The sequence below is a fragment of the Aeromonas sp. DNRA1 genome, from assembly GCF_963888745.1.
GTDB classification, from domain to species: Bacteria; Pseudomonadota; Gammaproteobacteria; order Enterobacterales; family Aeromonadaceae; genus Aeromonas; species Aeromonas hydrophila.
On record NZ_CAWPKQ010000002.1, the window covers coordinates 209,010 to 227,762 of the forward strand.

The 18,753-nt window shown below is 64.3% G+C and carries 20 protein-coding genes; 10 read left to right on the forward strand and 10 right to left on the reverse strand.

Features of this window, described 5'->3' with window-relative positions; all coding sequences use genetic code 11:
- The first annotated feature begins 2 nt into the window (after positions 1–2).
- From AACQ43_RS06995 to AACQ43_RS07005, 3 genes are all read left to right on the forward strand, one after another.
- Complete coding sequence (locus tag AACQ43_RS06995; RefSeq protein WP_168966679.1) at positions 3–878, forward strand: TauD/TfdA dioxygenase family protein; 876 nt, start codon at positions 3–5, stop codon at positions 876–878.
- Positions 878–2,161 (forward strand): glycosyltransferase, encoded by a 1,284-nt coding sequence (locus AACQ43_RS07000; protein ID WP_168966681.1) that lies wholly within the window; start codon positions 878–880, stop codon positions 2,159–2,161. Before AACQ43_RS06995 ends, AACQ43_RS07000 begins: the two co-directional genes overlap by 1 nt.
- A gap of 277 nt (positions 2,162–2,438) precedes the next feature.
- Positions 2,439–3,365, forward strand: coding sequence for a L,D-transpeptidase family protein (locus AACQ43_RS07005; protein ID WP_016351698.1), 927 nt, complete (start codon positions 2,439–2,441; stop codon positions 3,363–3,365).
- A gap of 75 nt (positions 3,366–3,440) precedes the next feature.
- Here the strand turns inward: AACQ43_RS07005 and AACQ43_RS07010 are convergent, their stop codons facing one another.
- From AACQ43_RS07010 to fldB, 4 genes are all read right to left on the reverse strand, one after another.
- A complete protein-coding gene (locus AACQ43_RS07010; RefSeq protein ID WP_168966683.1) occupies positions 3,441–3,833 on the reverse strand; it encodes a VOC family protein in 393 nt (130 codons plus the stop codon).
- Positions 3,834–4,009: 176 nt separating this feature from the next.
- Positions 4,010–5,350, reverse strand: a complete 1,341-nt coding sequence (locus AACQ43_RS07015) for a TldD/PmbA family protein (RefSeq protein WP_168966685.1) — start codon at positions 5,348–5,350, stop codon at positions 4,010–4,012.
- Positions 5,350–6,750, reverse strand: a complete 1,401-nt coding sequence (locus AACQ43_RS07020; protein ID WP_011707048.1) for a TldD/PmbA family protein — start codon at positions 6,748–6,750, stop codon at positions 5,350–5,352. The genes AACQ43_RS07015 and AACQ43_RS07020 overlap by 1 nt, the downstream gene beginning before the upstream one ends.
- A gap of 305 nt (positions 6,751–7,055) precedes the next feature.
- Positions 7,056–7,574 (reverse strand): flavodoxin FldB, encoded by a 519-nt coding sequence (gene fldB, locus AACQ43_RS07025; RefSeq protein ID WP_017409266.1) that lies wholly within the window; start codon positions 7,572–7,574, stop codon positions 7,056–7,058.
- Between the two features lie 187 nt (positions 7,575–7,761).
- Between fldB and xerD the strand changes: the two genes are divergently transcribed.
- Positions 7,762–8,661 (forward strand): site-specific tyrosine recombinase XerD, encoded by a 900-nt coding sequence (xerD, locus tag AACQ43_RS07030; RefSeq protein ID WP_039215876.1) that lies wholly within the window; start codon positions 7,762–7,764, stop codon positions 8,659–8,661.
- A 59-nt stretch (positions 8,662–8,720) separates the two neighbouring features.
- Here the strand turns inward: xerD and mscL are convergent, their stop codons facing one another.
- On the reverse strand, positions 8,721–9,128 hold the full coding sequence (mscL, locus tag AACQ43_RS07035; protein ID WP_016351692.1) for a large-conductance mechanosensitive channel protein MscL: 408 nt from the start codon (positions 9,126–9,128) through the stop codon (positions 8,721–8,723).
- Positions 9,129–9,386: 258 nt separating this feature from the next.
- Between mscL and AACQ43_RS07040 the strand changes: the two genes are divergently transcribed.
- From AACQ43_RS07040 to nqrE, 6 genes are all read left to right on the forward strand, one after another.
- Positions 9,387–10,103: a disulfide isomerase DsbC N-terminal domain-containing protein gene (locus AACQ43_RS07040; protein WP_029299314.1), complete on the forward strand. Its 717-nt coding sequence runs from the start codon at positions 9,387–9,389 to the stop codon at positions 10,101–10,103.
- Positions 10,069–11,799 carry a single-stranded-DNA-specific exonuclease RecJ gene (gene recJ, locus AACQ43_RS07045; RefSeq protein ID WP_029299315.1) on the forward strand — a complete coding sequence of 577 codons (1,731 nt, stop codon included), beginning with the start codon at positions 10,069–10,071 and terminating at the stop codon, positions 11,797–11,799. The genes AACQ43_RS07040 and recJ overlap by 35 nt, the downstream gene beginning before the upstream one ends.
- 150 nt (positions 11,800–11,949) lie before the next feature.
- Positions 11,950–13,131 carry a MerR family transcriptional regulator gene (locus tag AACQ43_RS07050; protein ID WP_168966687.1) on the forward strand — a complete coding sequence of 394 codons (1,182 nt, stop codon included), beginning with the start codon at positions 11,950–11,952 and terminating at the stop codon, positions 13,129–13,131.
- A 39-nt stretch (positions 13,132–13,170) separates the two neighbouring features.
- Positions 13,171–13,674, forward strand: coding sequence for a GNAT family N-acetyltransferase (locus AACQ43_RS07055; RefSeq protein ID WP_029299316.1), 504 nt, complete (start codon positions 13,171–13,173; stop codon positions 13,672–13,674).
- A gap of 318 nt (positions 13,675–13,992) precedes the next feature.
- Complete coding sequence (locus AACQ43_RS07060; protein WP_029299317.1) at positions 13,993–14,304, forward strand: hypothetical protein; 312 nt, start codon at positions 13,993–13,995, stop codon at positions 14,302–14,304.
- A gap of 155 nt (positions 14,305–14,459) precedes the next feature.
- Positions 14,460–15,059, forward strand: coding sequence for an NADH:ubiquinone reductase (Na(+)-transporting) subunit E (nqrE, locus tag AACQ43_RS07065; protein ID WP_011707038.1), 600 nt, complete (start codon positions 14,460–14,462; stop codon positions 15,057–15,059).
- A gap of 44 nt (positions 15,060–15,103) precedes the next feature.
- Here the strand turns inward: nqrE and AACQ43_RS07070 are convergent, their stop codons facing one another.
- The 5 genes from AACQ43_RS07070 to ybeD form a co-directional block, all read right to left on the reverse strand.
- Positions 15,104–15,673: an RBBP9/YdeN family alpha/beta hydrolase gene (locus AACQ43_RS07070; protein ID WP_029299318.1), complete on the reverse strand. Its 570-nt coding sequence runs from the start codon at positions 15,671–15,673 to the stop codon at positions 15,104–15,106.
- Positions 15,674–15,811: 138 nt separating this feature from the next.
- Complete coding sequence (locus AACQ43_RS07075) at positions 15,812–16,309, reverse strand: GNAT family N-acetyltransferase (RefSeq protein WP_029299319.1); 498 nt, start codon at positions 16,307–16,309, stop codon at positions 15,812–15,814.
- 164 nt (positions 16,310–16,473) lie between these two features.
- On the reverse strand, positions 16,474–17,439 hold the full coding sequence (gene lipA / locus AACQ43_RS07080; RefSeq protein ID WP_011707035.1) for a lipoyl synthase: 966 nt from the start codon (positions 17,437–17,439) through the stop codon (positions 16,474–16,476).
- 85 nt (positions 17,440–17,524) lie between these two features.
- Positions 17,525–18,229 carry a lipoyl(octanoyl) transferase LipB gene (lipB, locus tag AACQ43_RS07085; RefSeq protein WP_017409254.1) on the reverse strand — a complete coding sequence of 235 codons (705 nt, stop codon included), beginning with the start codon at positions 18,227–18,229 and terminating at the stop codon, positions 17,525–17,527.
- 96 nt (positions 18,230–18,325) lie between these two features.
- Entirely contained in the window at positions 18,326–18,589 is a 264-nt protein-coding gene (ybeD, locus tag AACQ43_RS07090; protein WP_005298227.1) for a DUF493 family protein YbeD, read from the reverse strand.
- Positions 18,590–18,753 lie beyond the last annotated feature (164 nt).

Genomic DNA, 18,753 nt, shown 5'->3' on the forward strand with positions numbered 1-18,753 from the left:
CCATGACTGCATCCATCGTTACCCTCGGTGGCGAGCGCTGCCGTATCCTGCCACAAGCCCCGTTCGGCCTGCTGATTGAACCGGCCCGCAACGCCCAGCCGGTGCAGAGCCTGGCTATCGAGGCGCTGCGCGAGCTGGCCCGCCGCCACGGCGTGCTGATCCTGCGCGGGTTCGAGTCCGGCTTCACCGATCCCGAGCGGCTGACCCGCTACGGCGAGGAGTGGGGCGAGATCATGATGTGGCCCTTCGGCGCCGTGCTGGACGTAAAGGAGCACGAGAACGCCACCGACCACATCTTCGACTCCAGCTATGTGCCGCTGCACTGGGACGGCATGTACAAGCCGACCCTGCCCGAGTTCCAGCTGTTTCACTGCGTGCACGCCCCGGCGGCGGACGAAGGGGGGCGCACCACCTTCATCAATACCCGCCAATTGCTCACCGAGCTCGACGGCGAGCGGCTGGCCCGCTGGGAGCGGGTGCACATTACCTATCGCATCAAGCAGGTGGTGCACTACGGCGGCCAGGTGCGCTCGCCGCTGCTGGTGCCCCACCCGGTGAGCGGCGAGACGGTGCTGCGCTACAACGAGCCGCCGCGCGAGGGGGTACGTTTTCTCAACCAGCATGCCCTCGAGATTGAGGGGGTGGCACCTGCCGAGCAGGCTGCCTTCCTGCAGGATCTGCACCAGCGGCTCTATGACCCACGCTACTTCTATGCCCACCAGTGGCAAGGGGGGGACGTGGTGATCGCCGACAACCTCGGCCTGCTGCACGGCCGCGAGGGGTTCACCGCCCGCTCGGCCCGCCACATCCAGCGGGTCCACATCCAGGCCAGCCCGGTCTGCCTCAACCCGGCGCTGGCGCCGCAAGGGGCGGCGTGATGGCGACCATTTTGCTGGCGGCCACCGCCACCCCGGGCCATGTCAATCCCATGCTGGCGGCGGCCCGTCTGCTGGTGGCGCAGGGGCATAGAGTGCTGATGCTGTGCGGCGCCCTGTTCGAGCAGCGCATCCGCGCAACCGGTGCCGAATTCGTGCCCTTCGCCCCCGAGGTGGACTTTGACTACCGGGCGCTGGAGCGGCATTTTCCCGAGCGGGCCAGCCTGAGCGGTACCGCCCAGATGGCGCTGGCGCTTAAGCGCTTCTTCGCCGCCCCCATGGCGCAGCACGACCGCCATCTGCGGGCGCTGATCGCGGCAGAGGGGGTGGATCTGCTGCTGGTGGAGAACGGCTTCTACGGCGTGCTGCCCTTGTTGCAGCAGGGGCGCGGTCGGCACCTTCCCATCCTGATGCTGGGGGTAAACCCGGTCTCCTTCTCGAGTCCGGACGCCATCTTCTACGGCCCGCGCATCCCCCCCGAGCTGCGCCGCTCCCTTGGCGAGCTGCCCTGGCTCGACGAGCCGACCCGGCAACTGCAAAGGGAGGTACAGCAGAGCTTCGATGCCGCGCTGGCCGAGGCGGGGGCGCCGCCGCTGACGGCCCCCTTCACCGATGTGATGGTGACGGCCCCCGATGCCTTTTTGCAGCTCTCCTGCGCCGGCTTTGAATACGAGCGGCCGGAGCTGGAGGGGGTGATCCGCTATGTCGGCCCGCTGCTGCCCCCCCGGATTGAGCTGACGCCACCGCCCTGGTGGGAGCGGCTCGATGAGCGGCCGCTGGTCATCGTCAGCCAGGGCACCCTGGCCAACGTGGATCTGGGGCAACTGCTGTTGCCGGCCATGCAGGGGCTGGCCGGCGACGAGCTGCAACTGCTGCTGACCACCGGCGGGCGGGATCCGGCACTGCTCGGCGCCGCCGTCCCGGCCAATGCCATCGTCACCGAACACGTGCCGTTCGAGCTGGCACTGCCCCGCGCCGCCGTGCTGGTGACCAACGGTGGTTATGGCTCGGTGCAGGCTGCGCTGGCGCACGGGGTGCCGCTGGTGGTGGCGGGCACCGGGGAGGACAAGGCGGAGGTGGCCACCCGAGTGGCGTGGAGCGGCGCCGGCATCAATCTGCACAGCAACGAGCCGACGGCGGACGCGGTGGCGGTGGCGGTGCGCAAGCTGGTGCACGAGCCGCGCTATCGGGCCAGGGCCCGGCTGCTGGCCGACGAGATGGCTGCGCTCGATGCCCGCGCAGCCATCGCCGGGGCGGTGACGGCCCAGCTCGGCGGGCAAGGGTGATCCCGTGATGAAACAGGGGGGCTCGATGGCCTCCCTGTTGTTCAGCTTGCGCTCAGTTTGTGGCTGCTAGGGTGGCCAGCGTGACAAGAGGCGGCGTCAGCGGCGCCGGATGCACTTTTTCCTGCAAAAAGAGCGATCCCGACGTTGAATTTTTGGCCGACTCAGGAAAGAATGCGCGCTCGGTAATCGACCTCGGGCGCAAGGTACTCGTCACGGGTCAGACCGAGGATGAAATGGCCGTCGGCCAACTTGGTACAGGAAACCACACAGGAATTTTATGAATCCCCTTCGCACTGCCGCTTCGGCTCTTTTATGTACTCTGGCGCTGGTCAGCCAGCAGGCCGCCGCCGTTGAATACCAGCTGCCTGCAGCCAACAGCCGCCTGATCGGTGAGAACCAGGAGTACGTGGTACCCGCGGACAACCGTCCGCTGGAGCAGATCGCCTCCGACTTCCAGTTGGGTCTGACCAACATCATGGAAGCCAACCCGGGTGTCGACCCCTACCTGCCCAAGGCGGGCAGCAAACTGGTCATCCCCCATCAGCTGATCCTGCCCAACGCTCCCCGCGAAGGGATCGTCATCAACGTGGCGGAGATGCGTCTCTACTACTACCCAAAAGGCAAGAACGTGGTGCAGGTGCTGCCCATCGGCATCGGCCAGCTGGGGGTCAACACCCCGGAAAACTGGATCACCAAGGTGGAGCGCAAGCGCGCCAACCCGACCTGGACCCCGACCGAGAACATCCGTCGCCGCTACGCCGCCCAGGGCAAGACCCTGCCGGCGGTTTGGCCGGCCGGTCCGGACAATCCCATGGGCCTGCACGCGCTCTACATCGGCAACCTGTATGCCATTCACGGCACCAACGCCACCTTCGGCATCGGTCTGCGGGTGAGCAGCGGTTGCGTGCGTCTGCGCGCCGACGACATCAAGTACCTGTTCGACAACGTGCCGGTCGGCACTCGCGTCCAGTTCGTCAACCAGCCGGTCAAGACCACGGTCGAGCCGGATGGCGGTCGCTACATGGAAGTGCACGAGCCGCTGTCACGCAACGAGGAGGAGTTCAACTCCACCGCCTCCGTGCCGCTGCCCATGACCCCGGCCACCACCCGCTTCATCGCCCACATGGACAGCGACTCCAATGTGGTCAAGCAGGTGCTGGAACAGCGTACCGGCATGCCGACCCGTCTCAACCCGCAGGTCTGATGACCGGGAAGACTGGCCAATGCACAACGGCGACCATGAGGTCGCCGTTGTTGTTTCTGGCTCTGTCACCGGTTATCAGCTGGCGGGAGGGGCATAGAGGGCCAGCCAGTTGCCCTCGCTATCTTCGATGATGACCCGGCAGCCATGGCCGCTGCCGATGCTGTGCAGGGGCTCGAGCACCCGTCCGCCGATCTTGGGCACCAGCTGTTCAGCCTCCTGCAGGCGCTGGCCAAGGGCGAGGTAGATGAGGGGGCCCGTGTGCCCTGGCTGGTGGTACTTGTCCATGGGGCCGAGACAGGCCGCCGCGTTGTTGCCATCGTGGCGCAGCATGGCGAAGCGGATCTCCTCCTGTATCGGCGTGACCGGCACGTCGAGCAGGGCCGAGTAGAAGGCCATGGCGCGTTCCAGATCCCGTGTCGGAATGTCGGCCCAGACCAGGGTATTGTCCATCTTGGTGATCTCCAGCATGTTCCGGCCGATGCGACCGGCGGTTCTGTTCCTTGCTGACGGCCTCTCGCGGCAGTTCGCAGGCAGCTTCCTAGAGGTTAGGAGCGGCCCATGAGGGGCGCCAGAGCGAAAAAAAGCGGCGCCTGATGGCGCCGCTTTCAGGTGGGAAGCTGGAGGTTTTTTCCCTCGATATACAGTTACTTTCCGGCGATGCTTAGCCCGCCGATGCGGATAAGAGGCGCATAGAAGCTCTTGCCGTCGTCGTGGTGCAGCACGTTGGCGACCGCTTCCAGCTCACCCAGCAGGCGATAGAAGTTGCCCGCCACCGTGATGCCGCGCACCGGTGCCACCCGCACGCCGTCCCGGCACAGGAAGCCGGAGGCACCGAACGAGAAGTCGCCGCTTACCGCATCGGCGCCGGAGTGCAGGCCGTCCAGCTTGACCAGCTCCAGGTACTCGCCGCCTTGCGCCTCGGCCTCGCTGTGGGGGCCGAGCCCGAACACCAGGTGGCGCGGGCTGACATCCAGCGCACTGCGGGCGCTGCGCGCCGCCGAGCCGTTGCTGGCCAGGCCAAAGTGGTGGGCGGTGGCGCTGTTGTGCAGCAGGGTTTTGAGCTCCCCTTCGCCAATCAGCAGCAGATCCCGGGTGGGGGCACCCTCGCCATCGAAGGCCTTGATGTGCATGCCGCCTGGCATATAGGCCCGGCTCTCCAGGGTGAGCCAGCGGGAGGCCACCGACTGGCCCAGCTTGTCGCGCCAGGGGTTGATCTCCTGCTGGGCCCACTTGCCCGACAGCGCGGCCTGGAAGCAGCCGAACAGGCTGGCCAGGGCATTGGTGTCGAAGATGGCGCTGTAGTGGCCGCTCGGCACCGCGTCCCCCGCCAGCAGGCCGTCGGCCACGGCGTGGATCTGGCGGATGAGGGTCTGGCTGTCCAGCGCATCGAAGCGGCGCTCATACTGCCCCTGGGAGAACATGGACTGACGACCGTCGCGCTCGATAAGGGCGGAGCTATAGCAGCCGACGCTGAACGCCTGATGCTGGCAGAGGCTGCCCTGGCTGTTGGCGAGCCACAGCCGGCCCTCTCCCTCGAAGAAGCTGTTGTAGGGGGCGCCGGTCACGTCCGGCAGCGCCAGCATGTCCGACTCGAGGCGCAGGGCCAGGGCAATCTTCTCCTCCACGGGGGTGGTGTCGGGCTGATTGATTTCGGCGCAGTCGGTGGCGAGCCGGCTCTGCTGCACGGCGATGGTCTGATCCGGGTCTACCTTGGCGAAGCGGCTGGCATCCAGCGCATCCTGCAGCATGGCGGCCAGCGCAGACTCGTCGAGGGATTCCGAATAGGCGATGCCGACCCGGCCCTCTTTTATCAGCCGAATGCCGATCTGCTGGCTGCTGGTGACCTTGTATTCGCTGAGTTCGCCCTTGTCGGCCTTGAGGGAGAAGGCCTTGTCCTGGTTGGCGATGATGTCCGCCTCGGCACCGAGATCGGCGACCTGGTCCAGCAAACGGGTCAGTAGTTGGTTCATGTCGAGTTGGCTCATCAGGCGTTCCCTCCGACCAGGATATTGTCGACTTTGAGCGGCGGCTGGCCGACGGATGCCGGGATTGAGCCGGAGACCGATCCGCACATGCCGGCGGAGAGGGCCAGATCGCGCCCCACCATGGAGATCTCCTTGAGCACCTGCGGGCCGGTGCCAATCAGGGTGGCCGACTTGAGTGGCCGGGTGATCTTGCCCCCCTCGATGAGGTAGGCCTCCTGCACGTTGAAGTTGAACTCGCCGGTGCCGGGCTGCACCGAGCCCCCTCCCATCCGCTTGGCATAGATGCCGTGCTCCACGGTTGCCAGCATCTCGTCCAGGCTGTGATTGCCCGGCTCTATGTAGGTGTTGCGCATGCGCGAGGCCGGCGCGAACTTGTAGGATTCGCGGCGCCCGGAACCGGTACGGGCGTAGCCGGTGCGCAGGGCCCCCATCCGGTCCACCAGGAAGCCGGTGAGCACGCCATCCTTGATGAGCTGGGTGTGCTGAGTCGCCATTCCCTCGTCATCGACGTTGATGGAACCCCAGGCGTTGCCCTGCAGCCCCTCGTCCACCGCGCTGACCGCCGGATTGGCGATGAGCTGGCCCATCTTGTCGTGGAACACCGAGGCCTTCTTGGCCACCGAAGTGGTCTCCAGCAGGTGGCCGCACGCCTCGTGGAAGATGACGCCGCCAAAGCCGCTCTCCATGATGACCGGCAGCTTGCCGCTCGGGCAGGGGGCTGCGCCCAGTTTCACCAGCGCCTGGCGGGTGGCGGTGAGGGCCAGCTCGCGGGGATCCACGCCGGCGGCGTGTTCCCAGCCCATCATGGCGCCAGGGGCTTCGTAACCAACGCTCTGTTCGCTGCCAAGGGCGGCGATGGTCTGGGCCATGATACGGTTGTAGTGGCGGCGATCGCTCACCTGCACCCCTTCGCTGTTGAAGATCTCTACCTCCTGTTCCCAGCCCAGCACGTTGCCGGCAAACTGGCTCACCTTGGTGCTCTCGGCGCGGGCCGCGGCATCCATGGCGTGCAGGTAGGCAATCTTCTGTTCCAGCAACTTGTCGGCTGAGAGCGGCAAGGCCACCGGGTTGCGATCGCTCAGGCGACTGAAATCGAAGGCGGTGGCAGTCACTACGGGGTCACGCCGGTCCTTGGCCGCCAGCAGGCTGACGATGCGCAACAGTTCATCGCGGCTGGCCAGGTTGGTGTAGCCGTAGAGCACCTTGTGGCCGTAGCACAGGCGCACGCCGATGCCGAAATCGAGGCCGCCGCTGATGTTTTCTATCTGGCTGGAGAGCAGGCTGAGCTGGCTGCGGCGCTTGCGCTCCACAAACAGCTCGGCGAAGTCGGCACCCAGCGCCAGCGCGTGATCGAGCACGTCGCGGGCGATGGCAGGGGCCAACAGGGAGAATGGGGTCATAGAATTTCCTTATTCTGGTCTGTCCGTTTGCTTCCGATACCCGGCTGTGATTGTTATGGGGTACCGTTTCCATTGTTGCAGACCAGCACAAAAAAGTCGCTATAGCGTCATGCGATGATACCGATTGAGAAAATCGGTGCGATTTATGCGCCCGGTGGCCCGAAACCCGGCCGCCGGCAGTCAGTGAAGCGTCGCCGCTGATGTTTGTTCAATCAAGGGGCCTTTGACCAGGCCTTTGTCGTCATGCCGTGCGGGGAGAGGGCGATGGCTGGGGGCCATCGCCACTGGTGTCAGGCAACCCTGCTTCAGAGCAGCTCGTGAATTTCCCCCAGGATCTGGTCGACCCACTGCTCGATGCGCGATTCGGTCTGGTCGTACTGATTGGCGTCGTCGAGCGCCAGGCCGACGAAATGACGGCCATCGTCGATCAGCGCCTTGGAGGCATCGAACTCGTAACCCTCGTTGGGCCAGTAGCCCACCAGCTTGACTCCCTTGGGGACCAGCTGATCGTGCAGCAGGCCGAGGGCATCCTGATACCATTCGCCGTAACCCAGCTGATCGCCAAGGCCGAACAGGGCGATGATGCGGCCTTCCAGCTCGACATCCTGAATGTCTTCCCAGCGGGATTCCCAGTCTTCCTGCAGCTCGCCGAAGTCCCAGGTGGAGATGCCCAGGATCAGGATGTCGTACTCCTGCATGAGGGTGAGGGGCACATCCTTGATGTTGTGGAGATCGACCAGCTCGGGGCCAATGAGGGCGCGGATCTTCTCGGCGGCCATCTCGGTGTAGCAGGTGGTAGAGCCGTAAAACAAACCTATCTTCATCGCTCTTCTCTTGATCGCAGTCGGCAATGGGAGCGGGCAACCGCAGGGTGGCGCCCGGGGGAGGGCGTCAGTCTAGCAGATTGCCCGGCACGCTTCATCGCCTGGCGGGCGATGGACAACGGCAACTTGCGGCCGCGGTGGGTCGGCACGTTACAATGGGCCATGTTTTCCCTGAGCGCGGCGCACCATGAGCAAGTCTGAATCCCATCCCCTGATCGAGCCGTTTCTGGATGCCCTCTGGCTGGAGCGGGGTCTCTCCGACAACACGGTCAGCTCCTATCGCACCGATCTGGAAAAATTCTCCCTCTGGCTCGACGAGCAGGGTGGTTCCCTGCTGCTGGCGGGGCTGGACGACATCCAGCACTATCTCGCCTGGCGGGTGGACCAGCAGTTTGCGGCCAGCAGCACGGCCCGCTTCCTGTCGGCCCTGCGCCGTTTCTATCAGTACCTCAACCGGGAGAAGCTGCGCAGCGACGATCCCACCGTGCTGCTGGAGGGGCCCAAGCTGCCCAAGAAGTTGCCATCGGATCTCAGCGAAGCCGAGGTGGAGGCGCTGTTGCAAGCGCCGCTGGTGGACGAGCCGCTGGAGCTGCGGGACAAGGCGATGCTCGAGCTGCTCTACGCCACCGGGCTGCGGGTCTCCGAATTGGTGGGGCTGACCGCCGAGCATGTCAGCCTGCGCCAGGGGCTGGTGCGGGTGGTCGGCAAGGGGAACAAGGAGCGACTGGTGCCCATGGGGGAGGAGGCGGTGCACTGGCTGGAGCGCTACTACCGGGAGGCCCGCACCCTGCTGCTCGGCGGCACCAGCTCGGACGTGGTGTTCCCCTCCAAGCAGGCGCGCATGATGACCCGTCAGACCTTCTGGCACCGCATCAAGCTCTATGCCCAGCGCGCCGGCATCCAGGGCGAGCTCTCCCCCCACACCCTGCGCCACGCCTTCGCCACCCATCTGCTCAACCACGGCGCCGATCTGCGGGTGGTACAGATGCTGCTGGGCCACGCGGATCTCTCCACCACCCAGATCTACACCCACGTGGCCAACGAGCGGCTCAAGGCGCTGCACGGCCAGCACCATCCGCGCGCCTGACCGGCAACAAAAAACCGCCAGAAGGCGGTTTTTTTCGAATACACGACAGGAGCTGGCGCTTATTTTCCCTGTTGGGATTTGAGCAGATCGCGGATCTCGGTCAGCAGTTCCTGATCCTTGGTCGGGCCAGCCGGGGCCGCGGCCTCTTCCTGCTTGCGCTTGAGGGTGTTGATGGCCTTCAGCCCCATGAAGATGGCGAAGGAGATGATCAGGAAGTCGATGATGGTCTGGATGAACTTGCCGTAGGCGATGACCACGGCCGGGGTGCTCCCCTCGGCGGCCTTCAGGGTCACGGCGAGGTCGCTGAAGTCCACGCCCCCCAGGATCAGGCCGATGGGCGGCATGATCACGTCTCCAACGAAGGAGGAGACTATCTTGCCGAAGGCGGCACCAATGATGATACCGACCGCCATGTCGATCACGTTGCCTCTGGACGCAAAGGCCTTGAACTCTTGAATCAGACTCATTTTCCCCTCCAAAAATGGGCAAGGTACGGCCAGTGCCGCACCGGTATTTGAATAATAAAGCTTCAGGAAAACAGAGGATGACCGTCGTGTTTCCTGTCGTCCCGGTTAGCTTGCTGGGCCTTTGCCCGATTGGCAACCTGTCAGATCGGGATTTTTTGCGGCCCTGCTTATTAATCAATCGATAATTAAGCGGTTGAGGAGAGAATACTCACTGAGTTACCTTGTGAGTCCATTCGTTCATGCCAAGTGAGTAAAAGAGTGAAGTATTTACTGCTGGGAATGATGCTGCTGGGCTCTTTTGCCGCCAGCGCGGGGATGGATCCCCAACTGTTGAAGCAGACCATAGAGCAACGGCTCGGGGTACAGGTCTATCTGGTGGACGAGACCCCCATGCCCGGTCTCTACATGCTGGGCACCGCCCAGGGGCTGCTCTATACCGATGCCAGGGGCGACTATGTGCTGCAGGGCACCATGCTGGATCTGGCCCACGACATGAAAAACCTCACCATGCTGGGGCTGCGTCAGCAGCGGCAACTTGCCCTGGCGCAGATCGGCGAGCGGCGGGTACAGCTGCGGGCCGAGCAGGAGCGCCATCGCGTCACCCTGTTCACCGATCTCGCCTGCAGCAGCTGTCGCACTACCCTGGAAGAGCTGCCGGTCCTGCAGGCGAGAGGGGTCAGCGTGCAACTGCTACCGGTGCTCGGCACCTTTGCCGATCTGGCCGAGGCGCAGGCGCGCTGGTGCAATCCCCGGCAGTTCGGTGCACTGGATCTCAGTGATCGTTTGCCTGAGACCGGCTGTAATGAGATCCTTGCCCATCATATCGGCCTGAGCCAGTGGCTCGGGATCAAGGCGCTGCCGAGCTGGGTCCTGCCAAATGGCGACCTGGTGCGCGGTTATCAGAGCCCTGAACAACTGCTCAAGATACTGGATCACATCAATGCCCCTGCTAATCCGTCGTCGTCCGCGAGTTGATGATTCCCATCTGCCCGCCACCCTGCACCCGCTGCTTCGTCAAATCTTCGCCAGCCGCGGGGTTGAAGATCCCGCTCTGCTGGAGCGCAGTGCCAACCAGCTGTTGCCGCCCCAGCGCCTGTTCGGCATGGCGCAGGCGGTGCCGCTGCTGGCCGAGGCACTGACGGCGCAAAAACGCATTCTCATCGTCGGTGACTTTGACTGCGACGGCGCCACCAGTTCGGCGTTGTGCGTGCTGGCCCTGCGCGCCATGGGCGGTCGCCACATCGATTTTCTGGTGCCCAACCGCTTCGAGTTCGGTTATGGCCTCACCCCGGAGATCGTCGAGCTGGCGGTAGCCCGCGGCGCCGAGTTCCTGATCACGGTGGACAACGGCATCTCCAGCATCGCCGGGGTGGCGGCGGCCAAGGCGGCAGGCATGCAGGTACTGGTTACCGATCACCATTTGCCGGGCCTGGAACTGCCTGACGCCGACGCGATAGTGAACCCCAACCAGCATGGCTGCGACTTCCCCTCCAAGTCGCTTGCTGGGGTTGGGGTCGCCTTCTATCTGATGGCGGCCCTCAACACCCATCTGCGCCAGAGCGGCTGGTATGAGCGTCAGGGGCTGCGCGCCCCCAACGTGGCTGATTACCTCGATCTGGTGGCGCTCGGCACCGTGGCCGACGTGGTGGCGCTCGATGGCAACAACCGCATTCTGGTCCATCAGGGTTTGCAGCGGATCCGGGCCGGCCGCTGCCGCCCCGGCATCCAGGCGCTGGTAGACGTGTCGGGCCGCGACGGGCGTCGCCTGTGCGCCGCCGATCTCGGCTTTGCGCTGGGGCCGCGCCTCAACGCGGTGGGCCGGCTCGACGATATGTCGCTCGGGGTCGCCTGCCTGCTGAGCGAGGACATCAACCTGGCGCGCCAGCTCGCTTCCGAAATGGACAGCCTCAACCAGGAGCGCAAGGAGATCGAGCAGGGGATGCAGCAGGAGGCGCTCGCCACTTTGGAGCAGATCCGTTTTCGCGACGGCGAGGTGCCGTCGGGTATCGTGCTGCACCGGGACGAGTGGCATCAGGGGGTGGTGGGGCTGGTGGCCTCCAAGGTGAAGGAGAAGTACTATCGCCCGGTCATAGCGTTTGCCGAGAGCAGCGAGACCGAACTCAAGGGCTCCGGGCGCTCCATCCCGGGGGTGCACCTGCGCGATGCGCTGGAACTGCTCGACACCCGCCACCCCGGTTTGATGGGCAAGTTTGGCGGCCACGCCATGGCGGCCGGGCTGACCCTGCCCAAGGCCAATATCGAGGCCTTCGGTCGGGCTTTTGAGGCAGTCATCGGCGAGCTGGTGACCCCTGAGCTCTTGACCGGGGTGTTGCTCACCGATGGCGAGCTGCTGCCCGATGAGCTGAGTCTGGAGCTGGCGGAGCTGATCCGCGCCTCCGGCCCCTGGGGTCAGGCCTTTCCCGAGCCGCTGTTTGACGGCGAATTCGTGCTGGTGCAGCAGCGGCTGGTGGGGGAGAAGCACCTCAAGATGATGCTGACCACGGATTCCGGCCATGCGGTGGATGCCATCGCCTTCGGGGTCGATCTCAAGCGCTGGCCCGACGCCTCGGTCAAGCGGGTGCGGCTGGTCTACCGGCTTGACGTCAACGAGTGGCGCGGCAACCGCAGCGTGCAGCTGCTGGTGGAGCATCTGGAAGCCGCCGGCCTCTGATTCCCGCGAGTCTCTCTTGCTGCCGATGACGGCCACCTCTGGGTGGCCGTTTTTTTATGGTATGAACCCGGATGTTGTCGTTGACCCGTCTATTGCTTCACAGTTTAAGCTTTCCTTCATCGGGTCACGGACCCCTCAGCGAGTGTTGTCATGAAAATATCCGAACTGGCCCGGCGCTGCGGCCTGGCCCGCTCCACCCTGCTCTATTACGAGAAGCTGGGGGTGATTGCGGGCACGAGGGGCGCCAACGGCTATCGCCACTATGACGAGGGGGATCTGCAACGACTGCAGATGGTGCAGGCCCTGCAGGCGGGTGGTCTCAGCCTCAAGCAGTGCCTCGCCTGTCTGGCGGGCGAGATAGATCAGGCGGCATTGCAGGCCCGGGTCAGGGAGCTGGATGAGGAGCTGGCGCGGATGCGGCGCGCCCGGGATCTGCTGGCGGATCTGGCAGGGCTGCGCCCGCGCTCCGGTGAGGAATTCAAGGCCTGGCAGCTGCAACTGCAGCGCGAGGCGCCGGAGGCCTACTTCGCGTGGGTGATGAAACAGGGTTTTAGCGAGAAAGATCGCTACCACTTGCAATGGTTGAGCAAAGACATGAATGAACATGAGCGTTACATCAAGGACTTTATCAAGCTGCTGGATGGCATGAGTTACTGGGGGCCGGGGGATCGCGCCTTCACCCAGCAGCAGTTTGCCGCGCTGCCCAGCCAGCCTCGCCGGATCCTCGACATGGGCTGCGGGCGCGGCGCCGCCACCCTGGCGCTGGCACAGGTGACGGACGCCACCATCGTGGCCATCGATCTGGACGAGGAGGCGCTGGCCGCCGTGGCCCGTAGCGCCAGTGCGGCGGGGCTGAGTCATGTCACTACCCTGTGCGCCAACATGGCGGCGCTGCCGGCAGACCTTGCCCCCGCCGATCTCATCTGGGCCGAGGGGAGCGCCTACACCATCGGGGTGGCCAACGCCTTGCAGGCATGGCGGCCGTACCTTGCCGGCCCTGCTGCCAGCCTGGTGCTGAGCGACCTGGTGTGGCTGACGGACACGCCCCCAGAGGAGGCGTTGGCGTTCTGGCAGCGGGATTATCCCGCCATGCAGACCCTGGCGGGCCTGCTCAAAGCGGTGCAGGAGGCGGGTTATCGCTGCCTGTGGCACACCCCGTTGCCGCAAAGGGCCTGGCACAACTATCTGGATCCCATCGAGCGCAATCTGGCGCGCCACAGTGCCGAGCTGGGGGATAGCCCAGCCTGGCAGGATCTGAGCCGGGAAGTGGCCATCCACCGCCAATACCTGGGCAGCTATGGCTATGTGATCTGCTGCTTGCAGGCAGTCTGATCAGGCCATCCATTGCAAGATAACAAACGGAGAAAACTTATGAACATCATCATTCGGCCCGAAACAGGCGCCGATCACGACGCCATTGAAGCGCTGACCGTGGCCGCGTTCCTCAATGCCCCCCATACCGATCACAACGAGCAGCTGATCGTGCGTGACCTGCGCCAGGCCGGGGCACTCAGCCTGTCGCTAGTGGCGGAGCTGGAGGGGCGGGTGGTCGGCCACCTCTGCTTCTCGCCGGTCACCATCAGCGATGGCAGCCCGCACTGGTATGGCCTTGGCCCCATTTCGGTCTCTCCTGAGCTGCACGGCAGGGGGCTGGGTTCACGGCTGATGGAGGCTGGTCTGGCCGAGCTCAAGGCGATGGGAGCTGCTGGCTGCGTGGTGCTGGGGGATCCCGGCTTCTACGGCCGTTTCGGTTTCGTGCCCGAGCCGGGGTTGACGCTGCCCGGCGTGCCAGCCGAGTACTTCATGGCCCGCTCGTTCGGCGCTGCCATGCCCAGTGGCGAAGTGTGCTACCACCCGGCCTTTGTGCAGGAGTGAGGATCACCGTGAGGGCTAAAGAGGGTGCTCCTTGCTCTCATAGTGGTTTTTAATTGCCCTCTTTATTTATAAAGAGGGTTTTTAGTATCAATTCGTGGGTGTTTGCAGGGTTTATAATTTAATAAAAAGATGAATTGTGATATATTCGGCCTCGCTGAATTCTCTTTTAAAGAAGGGACTCCCCGCTTGTCACCCTCTGGCCGACGCTCTACCTGGCCGATGGCCCTCGCCATCGCCTGCCTTCTGTGGCTTGCCGCCTTCGCCGCGGCAGAGGTCGGTGCAGCCGTACGTCAGGCCGCGGTTGGCCAGGGTGCCTCGATGCAGTTGCATGAGCCGGCCGATCCCGGGCTTGTCAACAGCGTCAGCCTGCCGCCGGGCGGCCAGTGGCGACTCAGCTTCGAGCAGGGTCGACGGCTGGAAGGGGCCGCTCAAGCCGAGCTCTATGAGGTGCTGCTGGCCTGGTTCCAGCACGATATCCTCGGCCTGCTCTGCGGCCTGCTATTCTTCCTGCCCCTCATCTACCTCAGGCAACTGAGCGACTACTTCGGTTATCTGCACCGGTGGCGCTTGAGCTGCCATCACCTGCAATTTCGTTTCTGCCACAGCGACTCGCGTCCGGCTGCTTGCTGAGCGCCCGTCCGCCCGAGTCTTCCCCTCCTCGCTGATTGATGTCAGCCGCGAAGGCATGCCCGTGCGGTCCGGTGCCCTCCTTGCACCGTCTTCGTGCCTGCCCGCCGGCGGGCGCGAAGGCGGCTCCCGCCCCGTACACGTTGTGAGCCGACCCGATGGATTATTATGTAAACCTCTTTATTCACTCGATTTTTGTCGAAAACCTGGCGCTGGCCTTCTTCCTTGGCATGTGCACCTTTCTGGCCGTTTCCAAGAACATCAACACCGCCTTCGGCCTTGGCATGACGGTGCTGGTGGTCATGGTGATCGCCATTCCCCTCAACAACCTGATCTACCGCCATATCCTGCGTCCCGAGAGTACCTTCCTCGGCGAGTTTGATCTGAGCTTTCTCGATTTCATCGTCTATATCGGGGTGCTGGCGGCGCTGGTGCAGGTGATGGAGATGGTGCTGGACAAACATTTCCCGGCGCTCTATCACGCGCTCGGCATCTATCTGCCGCTGCTGACGGTGCATTGCGCCATCTTCGGCGGGGTGATGTTCATGGCCCAGCGGGATTACGATTTCATCGAATCCGTGGTGTACGGAGCGGGCTCGGGGCTGGGCTGGCTGCTGGCCATCGTCGCCATCGCCGGTCTGCGCCAGAAGATGAAGTATTCGGATGTGCCGGAGGGGCTGCGCGGCATCGGCATCACCTTCATCGTGGCCGGGCTTATGTCGCTCGGCTTCATGTCTTTTTCCGGCATCTCGCTCTAGCCTGCTGAGTGTTGCAACGGCCACGCAAGTGGCCGTTTTGTTATCTATTGGTCTTCGATCATCCCCAGCAGGCGGTCGTGTACCAGCGGCAGCTCCAAAAAACCGTCCCGATCGAGGAAGTGACCGCCATGCTCCAGGCTGTAGAGCGGTGCGGCCAGCTGTTCGCTCAGATGCTGGCAGTAGCGATAGGGCACGATGGCATCGTCGCGGGAGGCGACCACGACCCGCCGGGGCGCCAGCGCCATGATGTGGGCCGGGTCGTAACCCTGGGTCATGAAGGGATCCAGCTCAGGCAGGGTGTGCAGCGGCTGATCGAAGCCGGACACCAGCAGGATCCCGCCCACCCGGCAGGAGGCGGGCAGGCGGCTCAGCTGGCGCAAGATGGTGATGCAGCCGAGGCTGTGGCCCAGCAGAAAGGTCCGCTCATCGTGATCGCGTACCAGGCTGTCCATGGCGGCGTCCCAGGCGGCGGGTTGCGGATGGTGGGGATCAGGCATGGCCAGCACCTCGACCCGGATATCGCGGGCTTCGAGCCGTGCCTTGAGCCAGGGGAACCAGTGGGAGTGGGGGGAGGCGGTATAGCCGTGCACGATGAAGACGCGGATGTGTGACATAAGCAGGATCCTGAAACGGGGCGACAGGGAACAAACAGGGCGTGCGCAGCGACGCAGGCCGGGGCGGCCTCATCATATCAGCGCCAGCCGGGTGGTGGCACGCCCCTGTCCGGGTAGTACAAGGGCGGGACAAGGCGTTCAACCCAGCCGTTTGGCCATGTTGTAGCCGGTGATGGCGAAGCCCGCCTCCTGGTAAAGCGCCAGGGCGCGCGGGTTGTCGTGGGCGACCCGCAGGGTGATCTGGTGGATGCCGCTGCGTTTGAGCTCGGCTTCCAGCAGCGCCATGGCTGCCTTGCCTATCCCCCGGCTGCGGTGGGTCGGCGCGACATAGAAGTCATAGATAAAGGTGGCGGCGCCGTCGCTGTCGATGGCGTGCCAGAGATAACCCAGTGGCTCCTCCTCGGCGGGGGCAACCGCTTCCTCTGCGGGCAGGATGCAGAGCAGGCAATGGCCGGCACTGGCCACCCCTTGCGGCAGATAGCGCTGCAGGGAGGCCTCGGCCTTGTGGCGGGCGGTGGCGAGGTCGTGGCCGTGGTTGCTGGCGAGATCCTGCGCGTACTCCTCGATGAAGCAGGCGCAATAGGCGGGGTAGTGCTGCTCGCTCATGGGCAGCAAGCGGATAAGCGGTGTCGGCATCCTGCAGATCACTCAAGGGGAGAAGGGAGGCTCACGTTAACCCGGCGGCGAAGTGAGTGCAAACGGCGCTGGTCGTGGTCGGCAGCTGGAACGGCGTCCGCCTGCGGCCGGCCCCATAAAAAAGAGCGCCCAGGGGCGCTCTTTTTTGACCAGGGGGAGCGAGGTTATTTCACCTCTTCGCCCTTGGCTTGCAGGTCCGCATGGTAGGAGGAGCGGACGAAGGGACCGCAGGCGGCGTGGGAGAAGCCCAGCCCCATGGCCACGTCTTTGAGCTCGTCGAACTCTGCGGGCGGCACGTAGCGCTTCACCGGCAGGTGGTGGCGGCTCGGCTGCAGATACTGGCCCAGGGTCAGCATGTTGACGCCGTGCTCGCGCAAGTCCTTGAGTACCTGCACGATCTCTTCGTTGGTTTCGCCCAGGCCCATCATGACACCGGACTTGGTCGGCACATGGGGGTGCATCTCCTTGATGCGGCGCAGCAGCTCCAGCGACCACTTGTAGTCGGCACCCGGACGGGCAACCCGGTACATGCGCGGGGCGGTTTCCAGGTTGTGGTTGAACACGTCAGGCGGGGTCTCGCGAAACACTTCCAGCGCCTGCTCCATCCGGCCGCGGAAGTCCGGGGTCAGGATCTCGATGCGGGTCTGCGGGCTGTGCTCGCGGATCTGCTTGATGCAGTCGGCGAAGTGCTGGGCACCGCCGTCGCGCAGATCGTCGCGGTCCACCGAGGTGATCACCACGTATTTCAGCCCCATCTCCTTGATGGTCAGCGCCAGCTTCTTCGGCTCGTCCGGATCGAGCGCCAGCGGGCGGCCGTGGGCCACGTCGCAGAAGGGGCAGCGACGGGTGCAGATGGCGCCCATGATCATGAAGGTGGCGGTGCCGTGGTTGAAGCACTCCGCCAGGTTGGGGCAGGAGGCTTCCTCACACACTGAGTGCAGCTTGTTCTTGCGCAGGGTGCTCTTGATGTGCTCGATCTTCTGGCTCGACGGCGGCAGCTTGATCCGCATCCAGTCCGGCTTGCGCAGCACTTCTTCGTTGGGATCCGGCATGAATTTCACCGGGATCAGGGCCATCTTGTCGCCATCGCGCAGCTTGACGCCCGGCTCCATACGAACGGGTTTGCTCATGATTCACTCTCGGTGTTTGTTATTGTCTGGTTGATAGCCACCAGGGTCATCTCGGTGCCCTCATGGCCAGGCAGCATGGGCTCGCTCATGCCGCCTCTTCGGTATTCGTGATTGTCTCATAGCCGATCAGGCTGGCCAGTTCGGCCACCAGCATCGCTTGCGCCTCGGCCACGCTCTGCGGGCCGCCCAGGGCGCTGGTCTGGGTCATGGCCATGCCCGCATAGCCGCACGGATTGATGCGCAGGAAGGGGGTCATGTCCATGTTGACGTTGAGGGCCAGGCCGTGGAACGAGCAACCCTTGCGGATGCGCAGGCCGAGCGAGGCCAGTTTGGCTTCTGTCTGCAGCGAGGCGCCGAGCTGGTTCTTCACATAGACGCCGGGGGCGTCGGGTTTGGCATAAGCCTCAATCCCGCTCTTGGCCAGGGTGTTGATGATGGCGGTCTCGAGGCAGGTCACCAGCTCGCGCACCGTCAGCTTGCTGCGGCGCACATCCACCAGCACGTAGAGCACCAGCTGGCCGGGGCCGTGATAGGTCACCTGGCCACCGCGATCGCTCTGCACCACCGGGATGTCGCCGGGGGCGAGCAGATGTTCGGCCTTGCCGGCCTGGCCCTGGGTGTAGACGGGGTCGTGCTCCACCACCCAGAACTCGTCCGGGGTGTCGGGGGTACGGCTGTCGGTGAAGGCCTTCATGGCATCCCATACCGGCTGGTAGGGACGGCGGCCCAGCTGTCTGACCAGCAGCCGGGGGGCTGACGATGGTGATTCGGCGGGGGTTTGGAGTGACATCTTTCCTCACTGACAGGCGCTGGGGTCGGCCAGCGCGGCCACGACAGCCGGCTGGCAAATAATCAGTCGCCCCGGTGGCGGGGCGAGAGAGGCGACTTACAGGACGTAGCGAACCAGCTCTATGTTACCGAGTGCGGTATACATGGCTTCGATATGTTCCTTGCTCTGGGCGGTCACAGTGACCCGGACCGAGTGGTAGTTGCCCTTGGAGCTGGGCTGCACGGTCGGGCTGTAGGTACCGGGGGCGTGCTGCTGCAGCACTTCTACCACCATGTCCGGCAGCGCCGGGTCGGCAACGCCGAGCACCTTGAACGGGAACTTGCAGGGGAACTCCAGCAGTTCATCAAACTTGGTATTCATTTACTCACCTTTTGGTGTCGTCACGGGACGACTTCATCGCTTGTGGCTAGTGGCCGATGGCCCATCAGGGCCGCCATTTACCCGTCTGTGGCGGGCACTGCTCAAGTGTATATGGGCATTGCCCAGGCCGGGATCAAGGTCCGGTCTGGCAGACGAGGCATGGA

What these genes read in the sequence shown, in the direction of transcription:
- AACQ43_RS07055 (WP_029299316.1), top strand. Translation starts at nt 13,171, where the DNA reads ATGAACATCATCATTCGGCCCGAAACAGGCGCCGATCACGACGCCATT.
- lipA (WP_011707035.1), bottom strand. Translation starts at nt 17,439, where the DNA reads ATGAGCAAACCCGTTCGTATGGAGCCGGGCGTCAAGCTGCGCGATGGC.
- AACQ43_RS07000 (WP_168966681.1), top strand. Translation starts at nt 878, where the DNA reads ATGGCGACCATTTTGCTGGCGGCCACCGCCACCCCGGGCCATGTCAAT.
- AACQ43_RS07015 (WP_168966685.1), bottom strand. Translation starts at nt 5,350, where the DNA reads ATGAGCCAACTCGACATGAACCAACTACTGACCCGTTTGCTGGACCAG.
- xerD (WP_039215876.1), top strand. Translation starts at nt 7,762, where the DNA reads ATGAGCAAGTCTGAATCCCATCCCCTGATCGAGCCGTTTCTGGATGCC.
- AACQ43_RS07050 (WP_168966687.1), top strand. Translation starts at nt 11,950, where the DNA reads ATGAAAATATCCGAACTGGCCCGGCGCTGCGGCCTGGCCCGCTCCACC.
- AACQ43_RS06995 (WP_168966679.1), top strand. Translation starts at nt 3, where the DNA reads ATGACTGCATCCATCGTTACCCTCGGTGGCGAGCGCTGCCGTATCCTG.
- AACQ43_RS07075 (WP_029299319.1), bottom strand. Translation starts at nt 16,309, where the DNA reads ATGCCGACACCGCTTATCCGCTTGCTGCCCATGAGCGAGCAGCACTAC.
- AACQ43_RS07005 (WP_016351698.1), top strand. Translation starts at nt 2,439, where the DNA reads ATGAATCCCCTTCGCACTGCCGCTTCGGCTCTTTTATGTACTCTGGCG.
- mscL (WP_016351692.1), bottom strand. Translation starts at nt 9,128, where the DNA reads ATGAGTCTGATTCAAGAGTTCAAGGCCTTTGCGTCCAGAGGCAACGTG.
- AACQ43_RS07060 (WP_029299317.1), top strand. Translation starts at nt 13,993, where the DNA reads ATGCAGTTGCATGAGCCGGCCGATCCCGGGCTTGTCAACAGCGTCAGC.
- recJ (WP_029299315.1), top strand. Translation starts at nt 10,069, where the DNA reads ATGCCCCTGCTAATCCGTCGTCGTCCGCGAGTTGATGATTCCCATCTG.
- lipB (WP_017409254.1), bottom strand. Translation starts at nt 18,229, where the DNA reads ATGTCACTCCAAACCCCCGCCGAATCACCATCGTCAGCCCCCCGGCTG.
- AACQ43_RS07070 (WP_029299318.1), bottom strand. Translation starts at nt 15,673, where the DNA reads ATGTCACACATCCGCGTCTTCATCGTGCACGGCTATACCGCCTCCCCC.
- ybeD (WP_005298227.1), bottom strand. Translation starts at nt 18,589, where the DNA reads ATGAATACCAAGTTTGATGAACTGCTGGAGTTCCCCTGCAAGTTCCCG.
- nqrE (WP_011707038.1), top strand. Translation starts at nt 14,460, where the DNA reads ATGGATTATTATGTAAACCTCTTTATTCACTCGATTTTTGTCGAAAAC.
- fldB (WP_017409266.1), bottom strand. Translation starts at nt 7,574, where the DNA reads ATGAAGATAGGTTTGTTTTACGGCTCTACCACCTGCTACACCGAGATG.
- AACQ43_RS07020 (WP_011707048.1), bottom strand. Translation starts at nt 6,750, where the DNA reads ATGACCCCATTCTCCCTGTTGGCCCCTGCCATCGCCCGCGACGTGCTC.
- AACQ43_RS07010 (WP_168966683.1), bottom strand. Translation starts at nt 3,833, where the DNA reads ATGCTGGAGATCACCAAGATGGACAATACCCTGGTCTGGGCCGACATT.